Raw genomic sequence first — 18,854 nt, forward strand, 5'->3', positions numbered from 1 at the left:
TCCGACATTTGCCCGGCGCTCATATCCAAGGGATGCAAATGTCGGAATCAGACCACTAGAGCGCATCCCGAAAAGTGGGAACCGGTTTTCGGATAAGATACGTGTTAGAAATAGATAGAGCATTTCCAACGGCAGAAATCGGGTGGAAATGCTCTATGTTGCAATTGCCCCACAAAGTGCCGCATTTCGGGGTCCGCCCGGCGATATTGCTTGCACACTGGAACTTGTGGGTTGTATCCCGCCTGAGATATAAAGCCGCAAAAATGCGGTTTCGCATAAACAACCGGGGAATGGTCTGGCACAGCTCGACAGCTGGCGGACGAACTCAAAACAAAACCGGTCGTGACTGAAGCTGGCCGAGCGGAACAGTCGGAATCCCGATTTCCGTAAAGCGACGATTGATGATGCGTTGATGTGCAAGTCTTTCGTTTTGGTCACGGCGAGAAACAAGGAATGACATTGTGAGTCAGATCGCCTTCTGGGGTGCGGTCGAATTGGGCCTCGTCTTCGCATTTGTAGCCATCGGCGTCTATCTGGCGTTCCGCGTCCTCGATTTCCCCGATCTGACGGTTGACGGTTCGTTTCCGCTGGGCGCTGCCGTAACCGGTGTACTGATCCTGGCAGGCATGAATGCCTGGCTGGCGGCAGCCATCGCCATGGTTGCGGGTGCTGCTGCCGGGCTTGTGACAGCGACGCTGAACGTGCGTTTCAAGATTCTCAATCTTCTCGCCTCCATTCTGACCATGATCGCGCTGTTCTCCGTCAATCTGCGCGTCATGGGGCGTCCCAACATCGCGCTCATCAATCAGGACACCATGCTGACGCCGTTCTTCGGTCACGGCATTCCCGAATATTATGTGCGCCCGCTGTTCCTTTTCGTGCTGGTCGCCATTGCGGTATTTGTTGTCTGGCGCTTTCTGGAAAGCGATATGGGTCTTGCCATGCGTGCAACCGGCGCCAATCCGAGAATGGCGCGAGCACAGGGCGTTCGCACCGACAGGCAGATCTATCTTGGCATGGCGCTGTCGAACGCACTGGTGGCGCTCGGTGGCTCGCTCTTCGCACAGACAAACGGCTTTGCCGATGTGACCTCGGGCGTCGGCACCATCGTGGTCGGCCTTGCAGCGGTCATCATCGGTGAAACGCTGTTGCGCAGCCGTTTCATTCTGGTGATCCTGATTGGCTGTGTGCTCGGCTCGATCATCTATCGTATCGCCATCCAGTTTGCGCTTTCGAATGGTGACATTCTTGGCCTGCAGGCATCCGATCTCAACATTGCGACCGCCCTTCTCGTTACCTTCGCCCTGATATTGCCGCGCCTGCGTCGCGGAGGAGCATCGGCATGATCGAACTTTCCAATCTCGATGTCGTGTTCGGTCGCGGCACTCCGCTCGAAAAGCAGGTCTTGAACAAGATCAATCTAACCATGGACCAGGGTTCCTTCGTCACGGTCATCGGGTCGAACGGCGCAGGCAAATCCACGATGCTGGGCGTTCTTGCAGGCGATGTGATCCCCACTGCTGGCAAAGTGGTCATCAGTGGCAAGGATGTGACCCGCAAGCCCACTGCCGAGCGGGCCGGTCTTGTCGCCCGCGTGTTCCAGGATCCGCTGGCAGGCAGCTGCGGTACACTGTCAATCGAGGAAAACCTCGCTCTGGCTGCTTCGCGCGGCAAGACTCGCGGCCTCACCCACGCGCTCAATTCCAAGCGTCGCGCATGGTTTCGCGAGCGTGTGGCGAGCCTCAATCTGGGGCTGGAAAACCGTATGCAGGACCGCATGGAGCTTCTCTCCGGCGGCCAGCGTCAGGCCCTGTCACTGATCATGGCGACGCTTTCCGGTTCGGAAGTACTGCTGCTCGACGAGCATACGGCAGCGCTTGATCCCGGCATGGCCGAGTTCGTGATGGAACTGACCCGGACGCTGATTGCCGAGAATAAGCTGACCGCGCTGATGGTCACCCATTCCATGCGGCAGGCGCTCGATTATGGCGACCGCACGATCATGCTGCATGGCGGCAAGATCCTGCTCGACGTGACCGGCGACAAGCGCAAGACGCTGGGTGTGGAAGACCTCATCGAAATGTTCCGCAAGGTGCGCGGCCAGACGCTCGATGACGATGCGCTGCTGATCGAATAGGAACCTCGTGTTGACGGCGCGCAGCGCAGTATTGCAACCGATACTCCGCTGCGCATCGCCGACTTCCCTTTTACATTGGGGGCCGGTGCAAAGATGCCTCGCTGCCAGCCATTATATGAATGGACTCGACGCCGGAAAGCATAAGGCTGGCGGCGGCTTCGGACTTGAAGCCGGACATGGAGCAGATGCCCCATTTGATACGGCTGAGCTCTTATTTTCTATCTTATCTTGGTGATAGTCATGACGCCGGTCGTAAAACCGTTTCTCTGTACACCATTTTGAAAACTGTGATTAAATTGACTGCTATTGCCGACGTAAACGGGCTTTCCGTTAACGGAAAACGTCTTTCTGCTATCCAAGAGAGTTAACATGAATGCGTTAGCGTCAGGCATATCAATAGCAATAGTCCCTCTGGAGCTTGCACCAAAATCCAGAATTGCTTCTGGATACGGCGCCGCTTCATTCTGGGTCTGAAGAGGATCTCCTCCACTTGTCTGAGCCAGAATATTTAACTGCGGCGAACCATCGGCAAGAGAAATCCGCCATTCCCTCTCGGGTGAGTTGCTTGCATAAATCCTATTCGTAGAGAGATTGAATTCCGACGTGTCATACAATTTCGTTAGGCCAGTGTAAGGCGTTACGTGTTCTTCGAAGAAATTTGGTCTGGCATTGTCATAGACAGAAAACTCTCCCCCCAGAAAATGATGAGCCCTGAGAAAGTCAGCTGTGAAGCATCATACATTTCAACCTGCACACTACCATAATCACCGCGCGATCTCGTCTCCATTTGAACATGAGGGTGTTCCAAAACCATCGAACCTTCACGCTGTAGAGTTAAGCTGAAAGAACGCTCACTTCCTAGGCATAATGCGCCACCCGTGCGCTGGGTTAACGCAAAGTGGCCGGACAAAATGCCAAACTCTGTGACTGTGTCGATGGAAGCATCAGGATCACTTTCGGAGGCAGGCCAGTAAACGTCAGAGTCGGCACTCAGAGTTAATGATTTTCCTTCAGCATCCATGATAAATCCAGCGCCGACGTTTTTACCGAAATCATTATCTGTTTCTTGATCATCTCCACACGATTGGTCATAAATTTGGGTTTCGAATGGGCTCCACGCGGTATATATTTTCATTATTTCTCCTTCTTTGAAGGAGAATTCATAATTCTTGCTGTTTTACATTAGCCATCAGATAAAAATGTTTAGTCTGGAATAGGTCACTCCGACCGGAGTATATTGTTATTCCTACTCTGTACTTGGCTGGATAACCATGCAGCACCAAACCATCCAGCTTATGAGACAGATGAAAACTATTGCTCAATTTGATCATGGTTTCGAGCTGCTAAGCGTAGCAGCTCGCAATTGGGATGTGGCAAACCCGTAATCGAGGCCGATCTCGGCCTATATTAATTGCAACAGAACTTCGAAACAGACTTTAACGCCGAGCGTTACGAAGTGACTCGACGCTGATTGCCAGCAGGCATTGGCGGATGATGGGGATAGCGAGCGCCGCATTTTGGCGGCTTTCGAGAATGGCACGCTGCAAGCGCTCCATAACGCGCGCAAGGCTTTCGCCGGTCCAGCGGCTTACTGAATTCTCGACCAGTTTCTTACGGTTGAAGAAGATTGGCGGACGAGCCGCAGCCACAACGACGGACGCGCTTTTACGCTCGGTATCGGCAATGTGGCGCAAGGTCTGTACCTGCTGAAACTGGCGCATCGCCGTGTTGAGCAGGAGAAACGGCGCGGTGCCGGATTTCACGACACGGTCGAAGGAGACTTCGAAACGCGGAAGATCGCCAGCCAAAACCGCATCGATCACCTCGTCGGTGGAAAGACCAGCGACATCGCCGACTGCTTCACGCACATCGTCTATATCGATCCGCTCCTTGCCGCGCGCATAGAGGCAGAGCTTTTCGAGTTCACCCCGCGTGGCAAGACGATCGCCGCCCAGGCTTGCCCGCAGCAGCTGACGCCCGTCGAGCGTGATCTGCATCTTCCATTCCGCCAGAACATCGTCAATAACACCATCGATCCCGCGGCTGTCGTCGGAATAGCAGGGCAAGGCCATACCTGCCGAAGCGTTCTCGACAGCGCTACGCAGACCTGCGCCCTTCTTGAGATCACCGGCTTCAACCAGCACGAACGTCTCAAGCGGCGGTTCAGTCGCAAGAAGCTTGATCGCTTCCGCCAGCTTCTTCTGGCCTGCGGCATTCTTGATCCAGATCAGGCGCTGGCCACCGAACATAGAGATGGTGCGAGCTTCATCGGCGAGTTTGGCCGGGTCGGCCTCGATCTCATCCGCTTCCATGCGAATGACGGCGAACGGGTCGTCCAGCGGCAGTTTGCTTGCTTCGGCAAAACGGCGCGCACGCTCGCTCACCAGCCCCTTGTCGGGGCCGTAAAGCAGCACGACCGGAAACGAATTCGTCGGCCTTGCCAGAAAACTATCGACTTCGTTTGCTTTCTTCTGCGCCATTGCCACTCACTAGCGCAATTCGCTTCCAAACGAAACAGTCACCGGTCGAACTGACGAGCGGCTGCGAAACAAAATGGTTCATAAAGTTACGAGTTATGCTGTGGAAGCGCTGTTTGACTGTGGCCTCTAACTTGAAGCGATGACGGATCATAATTGCCTTTTGACGCGGCGGTGAATATCTATCCATGTATTTGTTGGAACGAATAGCGGTGGGCTTTGCAGCCTGACCAAGCCAGTTCTCCGCATCGCGTTACAATATAGGTGTTGTGTTGGTTTGGCTGCTGTAAATGAAAAAGCTCGCCGCAATGAAATGCAACGAGCCTTTATGTTCAAATATTCGTATAATAGATCAACTCTGAAGCCGGCGGCAAATCTCGTCGAGTTGCTCAAGAGAACTATATCGAATCTTGACCTCACCGCCGCGATCACGATGATTGATCTCAACCTTCATGCCAGTAACATCAGAAAGCAGCTTTTCGAGTGCTTTGGTGTCGGCATCTTTCTCAACAGGTCCTGCTTTACCGGGCTTGGCTTCCGCACCACCGCGTGCTTCCGCCTGCGCAAGCGCTTCCACCTGGCGTACCGACAGACCATCTTTGACAATCCGCTCAGCCAGTGCGGTCGGGTTTTCCATCGTGATGAGACTTCGAGCATGACCTGCCGAAAGCGCACCATCGACAATGAAATCCTGCACGGGTTGCGGTAGTTTCAACAGACGCAACGTGTTGGCGACATGGCTCCGGCTTTTGCCGATGACCTGTGCCAGATCATTCTGCGTATAGTCATGATTATCGATAAGCTGTTGATATCCCAAAGCTTCTTCGACCGCATTCAGGTCGGCGCGCTGCACGTTTTCGATGATCGCGATCTCAAGTGCGACACGATCGTCAACGTCACGAACAATAACCGGGATCGTATCGACACCGGCCCGCTGCGAAGCACGCCAGCGACGCTCACCGGCAATCAGTTCGAACCGGTCCGGCTGCCCTGGCGCCGGTCGCACGACGATCGGCTGCACCACGCCATGTTCCTTGATCGACTGCGCCAGATCCTCCAAGTCACCTTCTGAGAACATGCGACGCGGATTGCGCGGATTGCGCGTGACGAATTCAATCGGAACATTCCGTTCGATGGGAACAGGTGCCTTACGCTCTTCGGCAGGGCGATCAATTTCACCGATCAGCGCCGCTAATCCGCGGCCAAGGCGCTTTTTTGAAGGATCATCATTCATCGTTCGGCTTAATCCTGAATTGTTTCGTCGTCGAATCGATTGGCTATGCGGCCTGCAATTGTCGCTCGCGCTGGATAACTTCCGATGCGAGTTGCAAATAGGCCTGACTGCCGGCGCATTTCAAATCGTAGAGAATTGCCGGTTTACCGTGTGATGGTGCTTCCGAGACGCGCACATTACGCGGAATGACAGTACGATAGACCTTCTCACCCATGAAAGCGCGAACATCATCCACCACTTGCGCAGCGAGATTGTTGCGGCTGTCGAACATGGTCAGCACAATACCCTGGATCGAAAGCTCGGCATTGATCGACGACCGCACCTGATCGACCGTCTGCAAAAGCTGGCTCAAGCCTTCCAGAGCAAAGAACTCGCATTGCAGCGGCACCAGAACGGAATCGGCTGCAGCCATGGCGTTCAACGTCAGAAGATTGAGCGACGGTGGGCAATCGACAAACACATAGGAGAATCGCTCCGACACGGAGGAATCGAACCGCAAAGCATCACGCAAGCGCCGTGTACGATCGGCCGACTGCGCAATTTCCATTTCAATGCCAAGAAGATCCAGCGTCGATGGTACGATATGCAGATTGGGAACATCGGTTGGCATTGCAGCATCAGGAACCGACGATTCCTGCGTCAGCACGTCATAGGAAGACAAAGGCCGGTTGCGGCGATCAATACCCAAACCGGTGCTGGCATTGCCCTGCGGATCGAGATCGACAATCAGTACGGTCTCGCCGATAGCCGCCAATGCCGTAGCCAGATTGATGGCGGTGGTAGTTTTACCCACTCCGCCTTTCTGGTTTGCAATGGTTATGATTCTGGACATTTTGTTCATCACCGTCGCCTTGCTGCTGCCCGCCCCTTCGAAATTTCCAGCCATCAAGCGATTTTGCGCCGAAGATTGGTGATTTCGAGTATGACCGAAGCCTGATCGATAGCACTTTGATGTTGTACCAGATCGAAACTCCAACCGACACGGCTTTCGTCTATCTCACGCTGATAATCCCGACCTTTTTGGAAGAGAGCTTTGGCGCCATTGGTCAGCCAAGGCTCCGTCAGACCAAAAAGATCGTTCAGCGACGCCAACGCGCGTGCCGTAACCACTTGTGGTGTTTCAATTTTCTCCCACATCGCTTCAATGCGGGCGGAATGGACCCGCGCCGGTACGTGCAAATGTCCCGCTGCAGTGCGCAGAAACGCCGCCTTTTTCCCTGCGCTCTCAATAAGATCGATAGCGCCGCCTGGTTGCTCGGCGAGGAAACAGGCTGTCACAATGCCCGGAAATCCGCCGCCAGAACCAATATCCAACCAGTGCTTGGCATCACTCGCCAAGGGAAATAGCTGTGCACTATCCAGAATATGACGGGTCCACAACTCGTTCAGAGTAGAGGGGGACGCAAGATTGATCGCCTTCGACCATTTGCGGAACAAGTCTTCAAAGGCGATCAGGCGGTTCGCTGTTTCACGTGAAACAGCGGGAACGATTGCTTTCAGACTTTCAAAGCGAGTATCGGCGCTCATGCAGCGCCCTGCCCTTCAGACAATTCCGATGCAGCCCGTTGGCGATATCCGAATTTCTTGATCTGTGCGATAAGGAGCGCCAGTGCTGCCGGTGTCATCCCGTCAACGCGCTGCGCCTCGGCAATTGTTTCCGGCCTGCGTTGCTTGAGCTTATGCTTCAACTCATTGGAAAGACCGGATATTCCATCAATGTCCAACCCTGCTGGAATGAGCAGTTGCTCCTCGCGCTCCATCACTGCAATGTCGCTCTTCTGCCGATCCATATAGACGGCATACTGGGCCTCGATCTCCAGCGCTTCCCGCGTTGCCGGATCAACAGCTCCGAGTTCAGGCCAGATCGATTTCAACCGATCCAGATCAATCTCCGGGTAGGACAGAAGATCATAGGCCGAACGCCGCACGCCATCCTGATTGAGACGCAGATCGTAACGGCTAGCCAGATTGGGCGTAATGGTCAGTGACTGTGTCAGTGACCGCGCTTCATCCAACGCCGTTTCCCGCGCTTCAAATCGTTCCTTACGTGCGTGCCCCAATATACCGAGCTTGTCCGCTAGTGGCGTCAGGCGCTGATCGGCATTATCCGCGCGAAGCGACAGACGAAATTCTGCACGTGATGTAAACATGCGATAAGGTTCGCTGACCCCGCGTGACGTCAGATCATCAACCATGACGCCTATATAGGCTTCCGTGCGCTGGATAATGACAGGATCGCCACCAGAAGCTCGACGCGCGGCATTGATGCCCGCGAGCAAGCCTTGTGCGCCCGCTTCTTCATAGCCAGTCGTGCCGTTGATCTGCCCCGCCAGAAACAGACCGGTAACTTTCCGGGTTTCCAGGCTGCGCTTCAACTCACGCGGATCGATGAAATCATATTCAATCGCATATCCGGGCTGCAGCATAGCGGCTTTTTCAAGCCCCGGTATGGTCTTCAATATGTCGAGCTGCACATCCTCCGGAAGCGATGTCGAAATACCGTTTGGATAAACGGTATCGTCGTCCAGCCCTTCCGGCTCGAGGAATATCTGGTGGCCGTCACGGTCGCCGAACTTGACGATCTTATCTTCCACTGAGGGGCAGTAACGGGGACCAATGCCCTCGATCGAACCGGAATACATAGCCGAACGATGCAGATTGGCCCGAATGACAGCGTGGGTTTCCGGCGTTGTGCGGGTAATGCCACAATCAATCTGCGGTATGGTGATCCGATCCGTCATGAGAGAGAACGGCACAGGCTCCTCATCGGCGGACTGCATGTCAAGGCTTTGCCAATCAATAGTACGCCCATCCAGTCGTGGCGGCGTGCCTGTCTTGAGACGCCCAAGCGCAAAGCCGAACGAGGTCAGGCGTTCGGAAAGACCAAGCGCTGGCTTTTCGCCCATGCGGCCAGCAGGAATCTTCTTTTCCCCAATATGGATCAACCCATTCAGGAACGTGCCGGTCGTCAGCACCACAGCGCCACATGACAGGGTCCGCCCATCGGACAAAACAACCCCGGTGATGCGTCCGTGTTCTTCCCGAAGGTCGTGCGCGCCGCCTTCGACAACAAATAGATTGTCCTGGGCCGCGATCATCTTCTGCATGGCAAGCCGATAAAGCTTGCGGTCAGCCTGAGTTCGAGGTCCGCGAACAGCAGGCCCTTTTCGGCGGTTCAGTAGACGAAACTGGATACCGGCTTCATCGGCGACACGCCCCATCAAGCCATCGAGTGCATCGATCTCACGTACAAGATGCCCTTTTCCCAGTCCACCAATGGCAGGGTTGCAGGACATAACGCCAATAGTATCAAAGCGATGTGTTACAAGCGCAGTTCTGGCGCCGGCGCGCGCAGCCGCTGAAGCAGCCTCGCATCCCGCGTGGCCGCCGCCGATCACAATGACATCAAAGACTGTGGCTTCGGTCGAACTCATTTGGTTCATCCTGACGCAACTCGAATCCGTTTCTGAAAGATGTCTCTTTGACACGAATAGGCTTGAAACGGAAGATCAAATTGGTCGTCGACTTGATCAAATCTCGGCGACGAGCCGACTCACGGATGGAGGAGTGAGTCAATCACCTTGGCGAGATTCCACAGATGTTTCACGTGAAACAATTTTCAGGATCAATCGGCCCGTGTTTCACGTGAATCATTTTCCGATGCAGAACTGAGAGAAAATAACGTCCAAAATTTCTTCCACATCGACATCACCAGTAATACGTCCGAGATACTGGGATGCAAGGCGCATGTTCTCTGCGCGGAGTTCAAGCGGAAGGTTTGTACCGTTTATCGCCCTATCGATCTCGGTGACAGTAGATCGCAGAAGGTTGATATGTCTCTGCCGCGTGGGCACGGCATCCTCTATCTGGCCTATCCGCTCTTCCGCGAAATTCTGAAGATTCGTGAGTAGTTGGTCCAGTCCTTCGCCAGTTTTTGTTGAAATGCGGTAGGTCCAGCAATCGGCAGATTCAGCATTCAGATCAGCTTTTGTGCCGATTTTCCATAAAGCTTCTGGTACTTCGTCGGAAGCGACAGCTATGGGATCGTTCATATCTTCAAGCAGCAGAACCAAATCGGCATCGGCCATACGCGCGCGGGCGCGTTCAATTCCGATTTTTTCGACGGAACTATCGGTCTCCCGCAAACCTGCCGTGTCTGTCACGTAAACCGGGATGCCGCCCAGATCGAGTTTGACCTCCAGAAGATCGCGGGTCGTTCCCGCCTCTTCCGAAATGATCGCTACTTCGCGCCCGGCCAGAAAGTTCAGCAGGCTGGATTTACCGGCATTCGGTGCACCAACAATCACGACATGCAGTCCGTCGCGCAACATCGAAGCGCGCTTGCCGCTCGCTATATGGTTCTCGATCTCACTCTTTAACAGTGCCAGTAACTGCCAGACCTGCTCCGATACGGAACCAGGAACATCGCTTTCATCGGCAAAGTCGAGTTCCGCTTCTATAAAGGCGCGTGCACGCAACAGACGCTGACGCCATTCCGTGTAAAGCTCACGCTGCGTACCAGAAGCGACTTGCAATGCGAGCCGCCTCTGTCCCTCGGTTTCCGCGGCGATCAGATCCGCAAGGCCTTCGGCGATCGTCAAGTCCATCTTGCCATTAGAAAAAGCACGTCGCGTAAACTCTCCAGCTTCCGCTATACGGCAACCATGCAGCTCTCCCATTTCCGACAAGAGCTTCTCAACGACTGCTTTGCCGCCATGCAAATGAAATTCAGCGCAATCTTCGCCGGTAAAACTGTTCGGTCCAGGGAAAAAAAGCGCCAGTCCACGGTCGATTGGATCACCATTTCGGCTACGGAATAGCTTGTAGGCTGCATATCGTGGTGTCGGTATGGAGCCGACTATCGTTTCGAGTACGAATCGAACTTTGGGGCCGGAAATGCGTACCACAGCAACGCCGGATGGCAGACGCCCGCTCGACAAAGCAAAAATCGTATCTTGAAGGGAAGCGATCTCGCTCATTTCATTTCCTGCTATAATCAATAAGGACGAAAGCAACCAAACGGATGCTGATGGAATGGCATATTCATTCGTGCAGTGAAAGAAAAGCCTTATGACAGAGTTAGACCGCAATCGCCTTGCTGGCAGTAACCGCCTTGCCGAAGAACCGAGTGCCTATCTGCGCCAGCACGCCGATAATCCTGTTCACTGGCAGCCCTGGGGCAAGGAAGCACTGGATGCTGCGAAGGAGCTCGACCGGCCCATTCTGCTTTCGGTTGGCTATGCGGCCTGCCACTGGTGTCACGTCATGGCGCATGAGTCCTTTGAAAATCCCGATGTGGCGGAAGTGATGAATGCCTTGTTCGTCAATGTGAAAGTGGACCGCGAGGAACGGCCCGACATAGACCAGATATATATGGCAGCGCTTGGAGCGATGGGACAACAGGGCGGCTGGCCGCTCACCATGTTTCTAAGGCCAGATGGCAAGCCCTTCTGGGGAGGAACCTACTTTCCCCCGCACAAGCGCCACAACATGCCCGGCTTTGTCGATGTGCTGCATGCGGTTAATAACCTTTGGAATAAGGATAAAGAAAAAATTAACCATAATGCGCAGGCCGTCTTCGATCATCTCGAAGGCAGGCTGGCAGCGCAGATCGCGCCGGTGGTGAACGAAGTCGAACGATTTGACGAGATTGCGACACGCATCAACAGCCTGATTGATCCGGTCCGGGGCGGAATAGAAGGAGCACCGAAATTCCCCAACGCGCCTTTCATGGACAATCTGTGGCTCTCTTGGCTCTACGGGCGTAATGAGACGCATCGGGACAATTTCCTCCTGTCTCTCAAGGTGATGCTGCAGGGCGGGATTTACGACCATCTGGGTGGCGGACTTTGCCGTTACTCCACCGATGCCAATTGGCTGGTCCCGCATTTTGAAAAAATGCTCTACGACAATGCTCAATTCATTCGACACGCCAACTACGCTTTCGCCGAAACCGGAAATGATTTGTTTCGCTTACGAATCGAAGAAACTATCGATTGGTTGATCCGTGAAATGCGTTTGCCCGACGGAAGTTTTGCATCCAGCCTCGATGCCGACAGTGAAGGCGAAGAAGGACGGTTTTACGTCTGGAGCGAGCAGGAAATCGATCAGGCGCTTGGCAACGATAGCAAAACCTTCAAGGACTATTACGGCGTCACAGCGGGTGGAAACTGGGAAGGCCAGAACATTCTGAACCGCCTTGATGCCGTCGATGGTGATGCGATCCTGCCGCCATTGATCGAAACATCGCGGCAAAAACTGCTGGCACGTCGTGAATTGCGGGTACGGCCCGGACGTGATGAAAAAGCACTGACCGACTGGAACGGACTTGCTATCCGGGCATTGGCCGAAGCAGGTCGGAGTTTTGGAAGACAGGACTGGATCGACCTCGCGGTTGATGCCTATCGCTCCATAGCGAGCAGTTTTCGTGATGGACGCATCGCACATTGCCGCATGGAAAACTCTCTTCTCTACCCTGCCCTTTCGACCGATTATGCATCGATGATCAACGCAGCCATTGCCCTTTATGAGGCAACGGGCGAATGGGCTTATATCGATGACGCATTGAAACTCAAAAAGGCGCTCGATGACAGCCATCGCGATGGTGCTGGCAACTATCGTCTATCGGCGCTGGACGCTGATGACGTCATCCTGCACGCTTATGGCGATTATGATGAAGCAATACCGAGCGCGACCAGCCAGATCATCGAAGCACTGACAAGACTGTTTCTGGCGACGGGCAATATCGATCTCTATCAAAGCAATGAGAAGCTGATCGAACAGGCGCTTGGCCGAGCCTTCGCACAGCAATATGGGCAAATTGGAATATTGAATGCGGCCCGTTTTGCAGCTGAACCACTTTCTCTTGTCGTGGCCACAGACGATAACGCCGGAGAACTTGTTTCGACAGCGAATCGAAATCCAGACCCAAGACGCGTAGACAAGTTCGTGCGGTTCGAGGCTGGCAAGACAATAGAGCTACCGACCGGGGGAACTGCGGAGCCTGAGCATCCATCAGCCTGGTTCTGCAAGGGACATGTCTGTCTGCCGCCTGTCCAGAACGCCGATGCTTTGCGACTGCTCCTCGGCAAGGCATACTGAAAATAAGAAGCGCCGCAACGGTTTCTCGCGCGGCGCTTCTCAAACGGTTTGAACCGAGTAATTTTTACGTATTCATCGAATCGAAGAATTCGGAATTGCTCTTGGTCTGCTTGAGCTTGTCGATAAGGAATTCGATCGCATCGGTCGTACCCATCGGCGCGAGGATACGGCGCAGAACAAAAATCTTCTGCAGATCCGCGCGCGGTACGAGCAGGTCTTCCTTGCGGGTGCCGGACTTGAGAATGTCCATCGCCGGGAAGATGCGCTTGTCGGCAACCTTGCGGTCAAGCACGATTTCCGAGTTACCGGTGCCCTTGAATTCTTCAAAGATCACTTCGTCCATACGGCTGCCCGTATCGATCAGCGCGGTTGCGATGATGGTCAGCGAACCGCCTTCTTCGATATTGCGCGCGGCACCGAAGAAGCGCTTCGGGCGCTGCAATGCATTGGCATCCACACCACCGGTCAGAACCTTGCCGGAAGACGGCACAACCGTGTTGTAAGCGCGGCCCAGACGGGTGATCGAGTCGAGCAGGATCACAACATCACGACCATGTTCGACAAGGCGCTTAGCCTTTTCGATGACCATTTCAGCCACCTGAACGTGACGCGCTGCCGGTTCATCGAAGGTCGAGGAAATCACTTCGCCCTTCACCGAGCGCTGCATGTCGGTCACTTCTTCCGGACGTTCGTCGATCAGAAGAACGATCAGATAGCATTCCGGATGATTTGCGGTGATCGAATGGGCGATGTTCTGGAGAAGAACAGTCTTACCGGTACGTGGCGGAGCGACGATCAGGCCGCGCTGGCCCTTGCCGAGCGGTGCCACCAGATCGATGACACGCGGCGAAAGATCCTTGGAAGTTGGAACTTCCAGTTCCATCTTGAAGCGCTCATTCGGGTAGAGCGGCGTCAGATTGTCGAAGTGAACCTTGTGCCGGATCTTTTCCGGATCTTCGAAATTGATCGAATTAACCTTGAGCAGCGCGAAATAACGTTCGCCTTCCTTGGGACCGCGGATCGGACCTTCGACCGTATCACCGGTCTTGAGAGAAAAACGACGCAGCTGCGAGGGTGAAATATAAATATCGTCTGGGCCCGGCAGGTAGTTGGCATCAGCAGAGCGCAGGAAGCCGAATCCATCCTGCAGCACCTCGACGACGCCCTCGCCGATAATTTCGACGTCCTGGGCCGCCAGCTTCTTGAGGATCGCGAACATCAGTTCCTGCTTGCGCATGGCGCTCGCGTTTTCGACCTCAAGTGTTTCGGCAAAAGCCAGCAGCTCCACCGGTGTCTTGTTCTTTAGTTCTTGTAGTTTCATTTCCTGCATGGATGAGGAACTCTTTTTAAAATGTAAGGAGAAAATGCAGTTGTTCGGAAAGGTGGCCACCTGAACGTCGTGACCGGCATCGAAGGCCTGCTGTCTTGAAGGGAAGAGGCTTCCTACATACTGACTTGCAGCATGCAGAGCAAGCCTCATGTAGGGATAGCGCGAAATTTCTGCAACAGAAAAATGGCAGAAACCCGGCGAGCGGGTTTCTTTCTCAAGACTGTATTCCGATTAAAACGGCTTAACGATCACCAGTATGACGATCAGAATCATCAGAATCGTCGGCACTTCATTGATGATTCGCCAGTGTTTGGCCGAGCGCATATTGCGGTCTTCAGCAAAAAGTCGGGTCGACTTGGCGAGATAGCCGTGCAGGCCGGACATCAGCACGACCAGCAGCAGTTTTGCATGCAGCCAGCCACCCTGGAAACCGAAGATTTCCCAAGCCATCCAGAGACCGGCAATCCAGGTCACGATCATAGCCGGATTGATGATGAAGCGCAGCAACCGTTTCTCCATCACCTTGAAGGTCTCCGATGTTTCGGAACCAGGCTTTGCGGCACAGTGATAGACGAAGAGGCGCGGCAGATAGAGCATCCCAGCCATCCATGCGATGACGGCAATCACATGCAGCGACTTGATCCAGAGATAGGCGTCGGCTGGATTCACGTGAAACAATGCCCAAACGCCAAGTGCGACCACAACCAGCGAAACGACAGTGCGAATGGCGACTGCCGAGCCGCGATTTTCCGGAGCTGTCTGGCTCATGATTTTCCTCCGCGAATACGGTCGATCATGCGCTGAACATTCTCAATCGGTGCCTGCGGTGTGATTCCGTGACCGAGATTGAAGATCAGCGGACCCTGGCCGAGACGTTCGAGAATGGTGTCCACGCCTTCATCCAGCGCATTGCCGCCTGCTACAACGCGCAGCGGATCGAGATTGCCCTGTATCGCGCCTTCTTCCTGAAGAGCGGCAGCAAAGGAAAAGGGAACAGACCAGTCGAGACCGAGCGCATCCACACCGGTCTTTTCGCGATAGCCTGCATAAAGCATTCCTGCCCCTTTCGGGAAGCCGATGATGCGCGCCTCCGGATAAACCGCCCTCACCTTCTGGACAATCCGGGCAACGGGCTGGATGCAGAAACGCTCAAAGCAGTCCTCATCCAAAACGCCCGACCATGAATCAAAAATCTGAACCGCATCAGCACCGGCATCCAGCTGCTCGATAAGATATTCGGCAGAAACATCGGCAAGATCGTTCAGGAGCTTTTCAAAAGCTTCGGGGAAGCGATAGGCGAAAAGACGGGCGGGTGCCTGATCCGGCGTGCCGTGACCGGCAATCATATAGGTCGCAACGGTCCAGGGAGCGCCACAGAAGCCCAGCAGCGTGGTTTCGTCGGGCAACTGCTCGCGCAGCAGCCGAACCGTCTCGTAGACTGGCTCCAGCCTTTTGGCGACACCTTCCGTCTCAAGCCAGAAAATCTCGTCCGCATCAATCGGTGTCATCAAAGGTCCCTTGCCTTCTTCAAAGCGAAGGTCCCGTCCAAGGGCGTGGGGAATGACAAGAATATCTGAAAAGAGTATGGCTGCATCAAAGCCAAACCGGCGGATCGGCTGAAGGGTCACTTCGACAGCAAGATCGGGCGAATAGCAGAGATCGAGAAAGCTCCCCGCCTTTTTCCGCGTCTCGCGATATTCGGGAAGATAGCGTCCGGCCTGGCGCATCATCCAGATGGGAGGTGGAAAGACCGTTTCACCGTCAATCACTCTCAAGACTTTGCGCTTCATCTGATTTTTATCCGCCCTGTTGGTTACCTGATCCGGTTTGGTCTGAAGTTATCCAGTCCGGCTCTCATAAAGAAAGGATGATTCAGGAATCTTTTGATTCTTAGAGTCTGTTGGAATCGGGGATTAAGGTCTGTCCCTGTTTTCCCCACAGTTCCGAATTTGCCATGTCATCCTGTGCAATCATTCACCGATAGTCTGACCAAATACAATGAAAACTCAATTCCCTCTTTTAATATAAAGGGTTACCAATTGACGCAGTTCATGAGGATTTGTGGAAAAGCTGGGAATTACGATGGGATTTCGCGTTTTCATGAGTCTTGTCCACACATGTTGATGACCACTCGCCACATGTTCGCCCGCTGTGGATGACTTGCCAAGTTTCCCACGGCCTGCCATGGCTTGTGGAAGACGTTCGGCCTTTACGCACAGCCGTCAACAGGAGGGCAACAAAACTGTGACCAGACCGCTTTCCTACTTTCATCTTCATCTTATTTCTGATGCGACGGGAGAGACTCTCCTCGCGGCGGGCCGTGCGGCAGCGGCGCAATATGCCAATGCGCGTGCCATCGAGCACATCTATCCGCTGATCCGTACCGAAAAGCAGCTGCGCAAGGTTCTTGAGGGCATCGATGCGGAACCCGGCATCGTTCTCTATACGATTGTCGACCAGAAGCTGGCGGCGATCATTGATGAATCCTGCGCGGAAATGGGCGTGCCGAGCGTTTCCGTGCTGGAGCCGGTGCTGAACACGTTTCAATCCTACCTCGGTGCGCCTGCGCATCGCCGCGCCAGCGCACAGCATGTTCTCAATGCCGATTATTTCCGGCGCATCGACGCGCTCAATTTCACGATGGAGCATGATGACGGCCAATTGCCTTATGACATTGAGGAAGCCGACGTCATTCTTGTCGGTATTTCACGCACATCCAAGACACCGACAAGCATCTATCTCGCCAATCGCGGCATCAAGGCCACCAATGTTCCGATTGTGCTGGGGATTCCCTTGCCCGAAGTCCTTTTCACGGCGAAGCGTCCATTGATCGTGGGACTGGTCGCGACGGCTGAACGGATTTCGCAAATCCGCCAGAACCGGCCACTCGGCAATGTGCCGTCGCTGGATACGGGTCTTTATACGGATCGCGTATCGATCTCGGAAGAGCTGGCCTATGCGCGTAATATATGCAACCGAAACGGCTGGCCAATCATTGATGTATCGCGCCGGTCGATCGAGGAAACCGCAGCTGCCATTCTGGCGCTGCTCCGCGCGCATAGCGAAAAGGGATAAACAAGGATTTCTGTCATGACGGACAAACTCGTTCTTGCCTCTAAAAGCCCCTTCCGTTCGGCGTTGTTGAAGAATGCCGGCATAGAGTTTTCAACAGCAAGCGCGGATATCAACGAGCGCGCGGTCGAAGCCCCGCTTTATGAAACGGGCGCTACGCCGGAAGAAGTCGCACAGGTTCTGGCCGAGGCGAAGGCGCTCGACGTAAGCGAGAAGAACCCCGGCGCGGTGGTGATCGGCTGCGATCAGACATTGTCGCTCGGTGACGAGATTTTCCACAAGCCCGCCGATATGGAAGCGGCGCGCCGCCAGCTTCTGAAATTTTCCGGAAAGACCCATCAGCTCAACAGTGCGGTTGTGCTTGTGAAGGACGGCAAAACCCTGTGGCGCCACGTTTCGATTGCCCGCATGACCATGCGCGATCTGGATCCCGGTTTTGTCGGGCGTTATCTCGGTCGTGTGGGGGACGTCGCGCTTTCGAGCGTCGGCGCCTATCAGGTCGAAGGACCGGGCATCCAGCTTTTCGATAAGATCGAAGGCGATTATTTCACGATTGTCGGTCTGCCGCTGCTGCCGCTGCTGGCTGAACTGCGGAAGGAAAAACTGATCGATGGCTAAGAAGGCGTTTGTCACCGGCTTTCCGATAAAACATTCGCGGTCGCCGCTGATCCATGGTTTCTGGCTTGATGAACTTGGGATCGACGGTTCTTATGAGGCGATAGAAGTGAAGCCGGAAGATTTCAGCTTCTTTGCTTCGTCGCTTGCCGAAAACGGTTTTGCCGGTGGCAATGTCACCATTCCCCACAAGGAAGCAGCCTATGCTGCGGTGGAAAGTCTGGATGAGGCCGCGAAGGCTATCGGCGCGGTCAACACGCTTTGGCTTGAAAATGGCAGGCTCCATGGCGGCAATACTGATGCCTATGGTTTTGCCGCCAATCTCGATGCATCGGCTTCCGGCTGGGATAATGCCGACAGTGCCCTTGTTCTGGGCGCTGGTGGCGCAAGCCGGGCAATCGTCCACGCGCTGTTGTCGCGCGGCTTTAAGAAAGTCGCCATCGTCAATCGCACGGTGAGTCGGGCGCAAGATCTCGCAACCCATTTCGGACCGCGTGTCTCGGCGTATGGCTGGGATGCGGCGCAAAAACTGGTCTCCGACGCCGGATTGATCGTCAACACGACATCGCTTGGCATGAGCGGTCATGACGAGCAGGAGGTATTCCCGCTCGATCTTGGCAAAGCGTCGCGAAAGGCGGTTGCCACCGATATTGTTTATGTACCGCTCAAGACGCCCTTTCTGAAAAAGGCCGAAGAAGCAGGTCTGGTGACAGTGGACGGTCTTGGCATGTTGCTGCATCAGGCCGTTCCAGGTTTCGAGCGCTGGTTCGGCAAAAGGCCGCTAGTGACGAAAGCGCTGCGTGAGCATATTCTGGCGGATATGGCAAAGGCTGGCGCTCTGGTATCTGGATCAAAAAGCGTCAAGCCGCAGTGAAAATGGTGATTTTC

General features: G+C 54.4%; 17 protein-coding genes. 7 read left to right on the forward strand and 10 right to left on the reverse strand.

Annotated elements, in window-relative coordinates:
* Window positions 1–461: 461 nt before the first annotated feature.
* The 3 genes from OHI65_RS22050 (at window position 462) to OHI65_RS22060 (ending at window position 2,505) form a co-directional block, all read left to right on the forward strand.
* The gene (locus OHI65_RS22050) at window positions 462–1,346 is read left to right on the forward strand and encodes an ABC transporter permease (protein WP_012091079.1); all 885 of its coding nucleotides are present in this window, start codon (window positions 462–464) and stop codon (window positions 1,344–1,346) included.
* Window positions 1,343–2,137, forward strand: coding sequence for an ABC transporter ATP-binding protein (locus OHI65_RS22055; protein ID WP_012091078.1), 795 nt, complete (start codon window positions 1,343–1,345; stop codon window positions 2,135–2,137). The genes OHI65_RS22050 and OHI65_RS22055 overlap by 4 nt, the downstream gene beginning before the upstream one ends.
* Window positions 2,138–2,256: 119 nt before the next feature.
* The gene (locus tag OHI65_RS22060; protein ID WP_264358809.1) at window positions 2,257–2,505 is read left to right on the forward strand and encodes a hypothetical protein; all 249 of its coding nucleotides are present in this window, start codon (window positions 2,257–2,259) and stop codon (window positions 2,503–2,505) included.
* A gap of 269 nt (window positions 2,506–2,774) precedes the next feature.
* Here the strand turns inward: OHI65_RS22060 and OHI65_RS22065 are convergent, their stop codons facing one another.
* From OHI65_RS22065 to mnmE, 7 genes are all read right to left on the reverse strand, one after another.
* Window positions 2,775–3,272: a hypothetical protein gene (locus tag OHI65_RS22065; RefSeq protein ID WP_264358810.1), complete on the reverse strand. Its 498-nt coding sequence runs from the start codon at window positions 3,270–3,272 to the stop codon at window positions 2,775–2,777.
* A gap of 301 nt (window positions 3,273–3,573) precedes the next feature.
* Entirely contained in the window at window positions 3,574–4,617 is a 1,044-nt protein-coding gene (gene holA / locus OHI65_RS22070; RefSeq protein ID WP_012091076.1) for a DNA polymerase III subunit delta, read from the reverse strand.
* A 349-nt stretch (window positions 4,618–4,966) separates the two neighbouring features.
* Complete coding sequence (locus OHI65_RS22075) at window positions 4,967–5,848, reverse strand: ParB/RepB/Spo0J family partition protein (RefSeq protein ID WP_010657644.1); 882 nt, start codon at window positions 5,846–5,848, stop codon at window positions 4,967–4,969.
* Between the two features lie 43 nt (window positions 5,849–5,891).
* A complete protein-coding gene (locus tag OHI65_RS22080) occupies window positions 5,892–6,689 on the reverse strand; it encodes a ParA family protein (protein WP_264358811.1) in 798 nt (265 codons plus the stop codon).
* A 44-nt stretch (window positions 6,690–6,733) separates the two neighbouring features.
* The gene (rsmG, locus tag OHI65_RS22085) at window positions 6,734–7,375 is read right to left on the reverse strand and encodes a 16S rRNA (guanine(527)-N(7))-methyltransferase RsmG (protein ID WP_125300409.1); all 642 of its coding nucleotides are present in this window, start codon (window positions 7,373–7,375) and stop codon (window positions 6,734–6,736) included.
* Window positions 7,372–9,282: a tRNA uridine-5-carboxymethylaminomethyl(34) synthesis enzyme MnmG gene (gene mnmG / locus OHI65_RS22090; protein WP_125300410.1), complete on the reverse strand. Its 1,911-nt coding sequence runs from the start codon at window positions 9,280–9,282 to the stop codon at window positions 7,372–7,374. Before mnmG ends, rsmG begins: the two co-directional genes overlap by 4 nt.
* 216 nt (window positions 9,283–9,498) lie before the next feature.
* Window positions 9,499–10,827: a tRNA uridine-5-carboxymethylaminomethyl(34) synthesis GTPase MnmE gene (mnmE, locus tag OHI65_RS22095; protein ID WP_125300411.1), complete on the reverse strand. Its 1,329-nt coding sequence runs from the start codon at window positions 10,825–10,827 to the stop codon at window positions 9,499–9,501.
* Between the two features lie 91 nt (window positions 10,828–10,918).
* Here mnmE and OHI65_RS22100 point away from each other — a divergent pair, with 91 nt between their 5' ends.
* Window positions 10,919–12,949 carry a thioredoxin domain-containing protein gene (locus OHI65_RS22100; protein ID WP_125300412.1) on the forward strand — a complete coding sequence of 677 codons (2,031 nt, stop codon included), beginning with the start codon at window positions 10,919–10,921 and terminating at the stop codon, window positions 12,947–12,949.
* 64 nt (window positions 12,950–13,013) lie between these two features.
* Here the strand turns inward: OHI65_RS22100 and rho are convergent, their stop codons facing one another.
* The 3 genes from rho to hemE all read right to left on the reverse strand — a co-directional run bounded on the left by rho (window position 13,014) and on the right by hemE (window position 16,069).
* The gene (rho, locus tag OHI65_RS22105) at window positions 13,014–14,279 is read right to left on the reverse strand and encodes a transcription termination factor Rho (protein ID WP_012091070.1); all 1,266 of its coding nucleotides are present in this window, start codon (window positions 14,277–14,279) and stop codon (window positions 13,014–13,016) included.
* Between the two features lie 231 nt (window positions 14,280–14,510).
* Window positions 14,511–15,047: a protoporphyrinogen oxidase HemJ gene (gene hemJ / locus OHI65_RS22110; RefSeq protein ID WP_010657651.1), complete on the reverse strand. Its 537-nt coding sequence runs from the start codon at window positions 15,045–15,047 to the stop codon at window positions 14,511–14,513.
* Complete coding sequence (gene hemE / locus OHI65_RS22115; RefSeq protein ID WP_071633894.1) at window positions 15,044–16,069, reverse strand: uroporphyrinogen decarboxylase; 1,026 nt, start codon at window positions 16,067–16,069, stop codon at window positions 15,044–15,046. The genes hemJ and hemE overlap by 4 nt, the downstream gene beginning before the upstream one ends.
* Window positions 16,070–16,523: 454 nt before the next feature.
* Between hemE and OHI65_RS22120 the strand changes: the two genes are divergently transcribed.
* Genes OHI65_RS22120 through OHI65_RS22130 form a run of 3 tightly spaced genes read left to right on the forward strand, consistent with a single transcriptional unit; the run spans window position 16,524 to window position 18,840 of the window.
* The gene (locus tag OHI65_RS22120) at window positions 16,524–17,354 is read left to right on the forward strand and encodes a pyruvate, water dikinase regulatory protein (protein WP_010657653.1); all 831 of its coding nucleotides are present in this window, start codon (window positions 16,524–16,526) and stop codon (window positions 17,352–17,354) included.
* A 15-nt stretch (window positions 17,355–17,369) separates the two neighbouring features.
* Window positions 17,370–17,969, forward strand: a complete 600-nt coding sequence (locus OHI65_RS22125; RefSeq protein WP_125300413.1) for a Maf-like protein — start codon at window positions 17,370–17,372, stop codon at window positions 17,967–17,969.
* A complete protein-coding gene (locus OHI65_RS22130; protein ID WP_125300414.1) occupies window positions 17,962–18,840 on the forward strand; it encodes a shikimate dehydrogenase in 879 nt (292 codons plus the stop codon). Before OHI65_RS22125 ends, OHI65_RS22130 begins: the two co-directional genes overlap by 8 nt.
* Window positions 18,841–18,854 lie beyond the last annotated feature (14 nt).

It is taken from the genome of Brucella sp. MAB-22 (assembly GCF_025908475.1).
Lineage (GTDB): Bacteria > Pseudomonadota > Alphaproteobacteria > Rhizobiales > Rhizobiaceae > Brucella > Brucella anthropi.

Bases quoted from the DNA above. Each gene is read 5' to 3' on its own strand.
- OHI65_RS22055 (WP_012091078.1), top strand. From the start codon at position 1,343: ATGATCGAACTTTCCAATCTCGATGTCGTGTTCGGTCGCGGCACTCCG.
- OHI65_RS22060 (WP_264358809.1), top strand. From the start codon at position 2,257: ATGGACTCGACGCCGGAAAGCATAAGGCTGGCGGCGGCTTCGGACTTG.
- OHI65_RS22065 (WP_264358810.1), bottom strand. From the start codon at position 3,272: ATGAAAATATATACCGCGTGGAGCCCATTCGAAACCCAAATTTATGAC.
- holA (WP_012091076.1), bottom strand. From the start codon at position 4,617: ATGGCGCAGAAGAAAGCAAACGAAGTCGATAGTTTTCTGGCAAGGCCG.
- OHI65_RS22075 (WP_010657644.1), bottom strand. From the start codon at position 5,848: ATGAATGATGATCCTTCAAAAAAGCGCCTTGGCCGCGGATTAGCGGCG.
- OHI65_RS22080 (WP_264358811.1), bottom strand. From the start codon at position 6,689: ATGAACAAAATGTCCAGAATCATAACCATTGCAAACCAGAAAGGCGGA.
- rsmG (WP_125300409.1), bottom strand. From the start codon at position 7,375: ATGAGCGCCGATACTCGCTTTGAAAGTCTGAAAGCAATCGTTCCCGCT.
- mnmG (WP_125300410.1), bottom strand. From the start codon at position 9,282: ATGAGTTCGACCGAAGCCACAGTCTTTGATGTCATTGTGATCGGCGGC.
- mnmE (WP_125300411.1), bottom strand. From the start codon at position 10,827: ATGAGCGAGATCGCTTCCCTTCAAGATACGATTTTTGCTTTGTCGAGC.
- OHI65_RS22100 (WP_125300412.1), top strand. From the start codon at position 10,919: ATGACAGAGTTAGACCGCAATCGCCTTGCTGGCAGTAACCGCCTTGCC.
- rho (WP_012091070.1), bottom strand. From the start codon at position 14,279: ATGCAGGAAATGAAACTACAAGAACTAAAGAACAAGACACCGGTGGAG.
- hemJ (WP_010657651.1), bottom strand. From the start codon at position 15,047: ATGAGCCAGACAGCTCCGGAAAATCGCGGCTCGGCAGTCGCCATTCGC.
- hemE (WP_071633894.1), bottom strand. From the start codon at position 16,069: ATGAAGCGCAAAGTCTTGAGAGTGATTGACGGTGAAACGGTCTTTCCA.
- OHI65_RS22125 (WP_125300413.1), top strand. From the start codon at position 17,370: ATGACGGACAAACTCGTTCTTGCCTCTAAAAGCCCCTTCCGTTCGGCG.
- OHI65_RS22130 (WP_125300414.1), top strand. From the start codon at position 17,962: ATGGCTAAGAAGGCGTTTGTCACCGGCTTTCCGATAAAACATTCGCGG.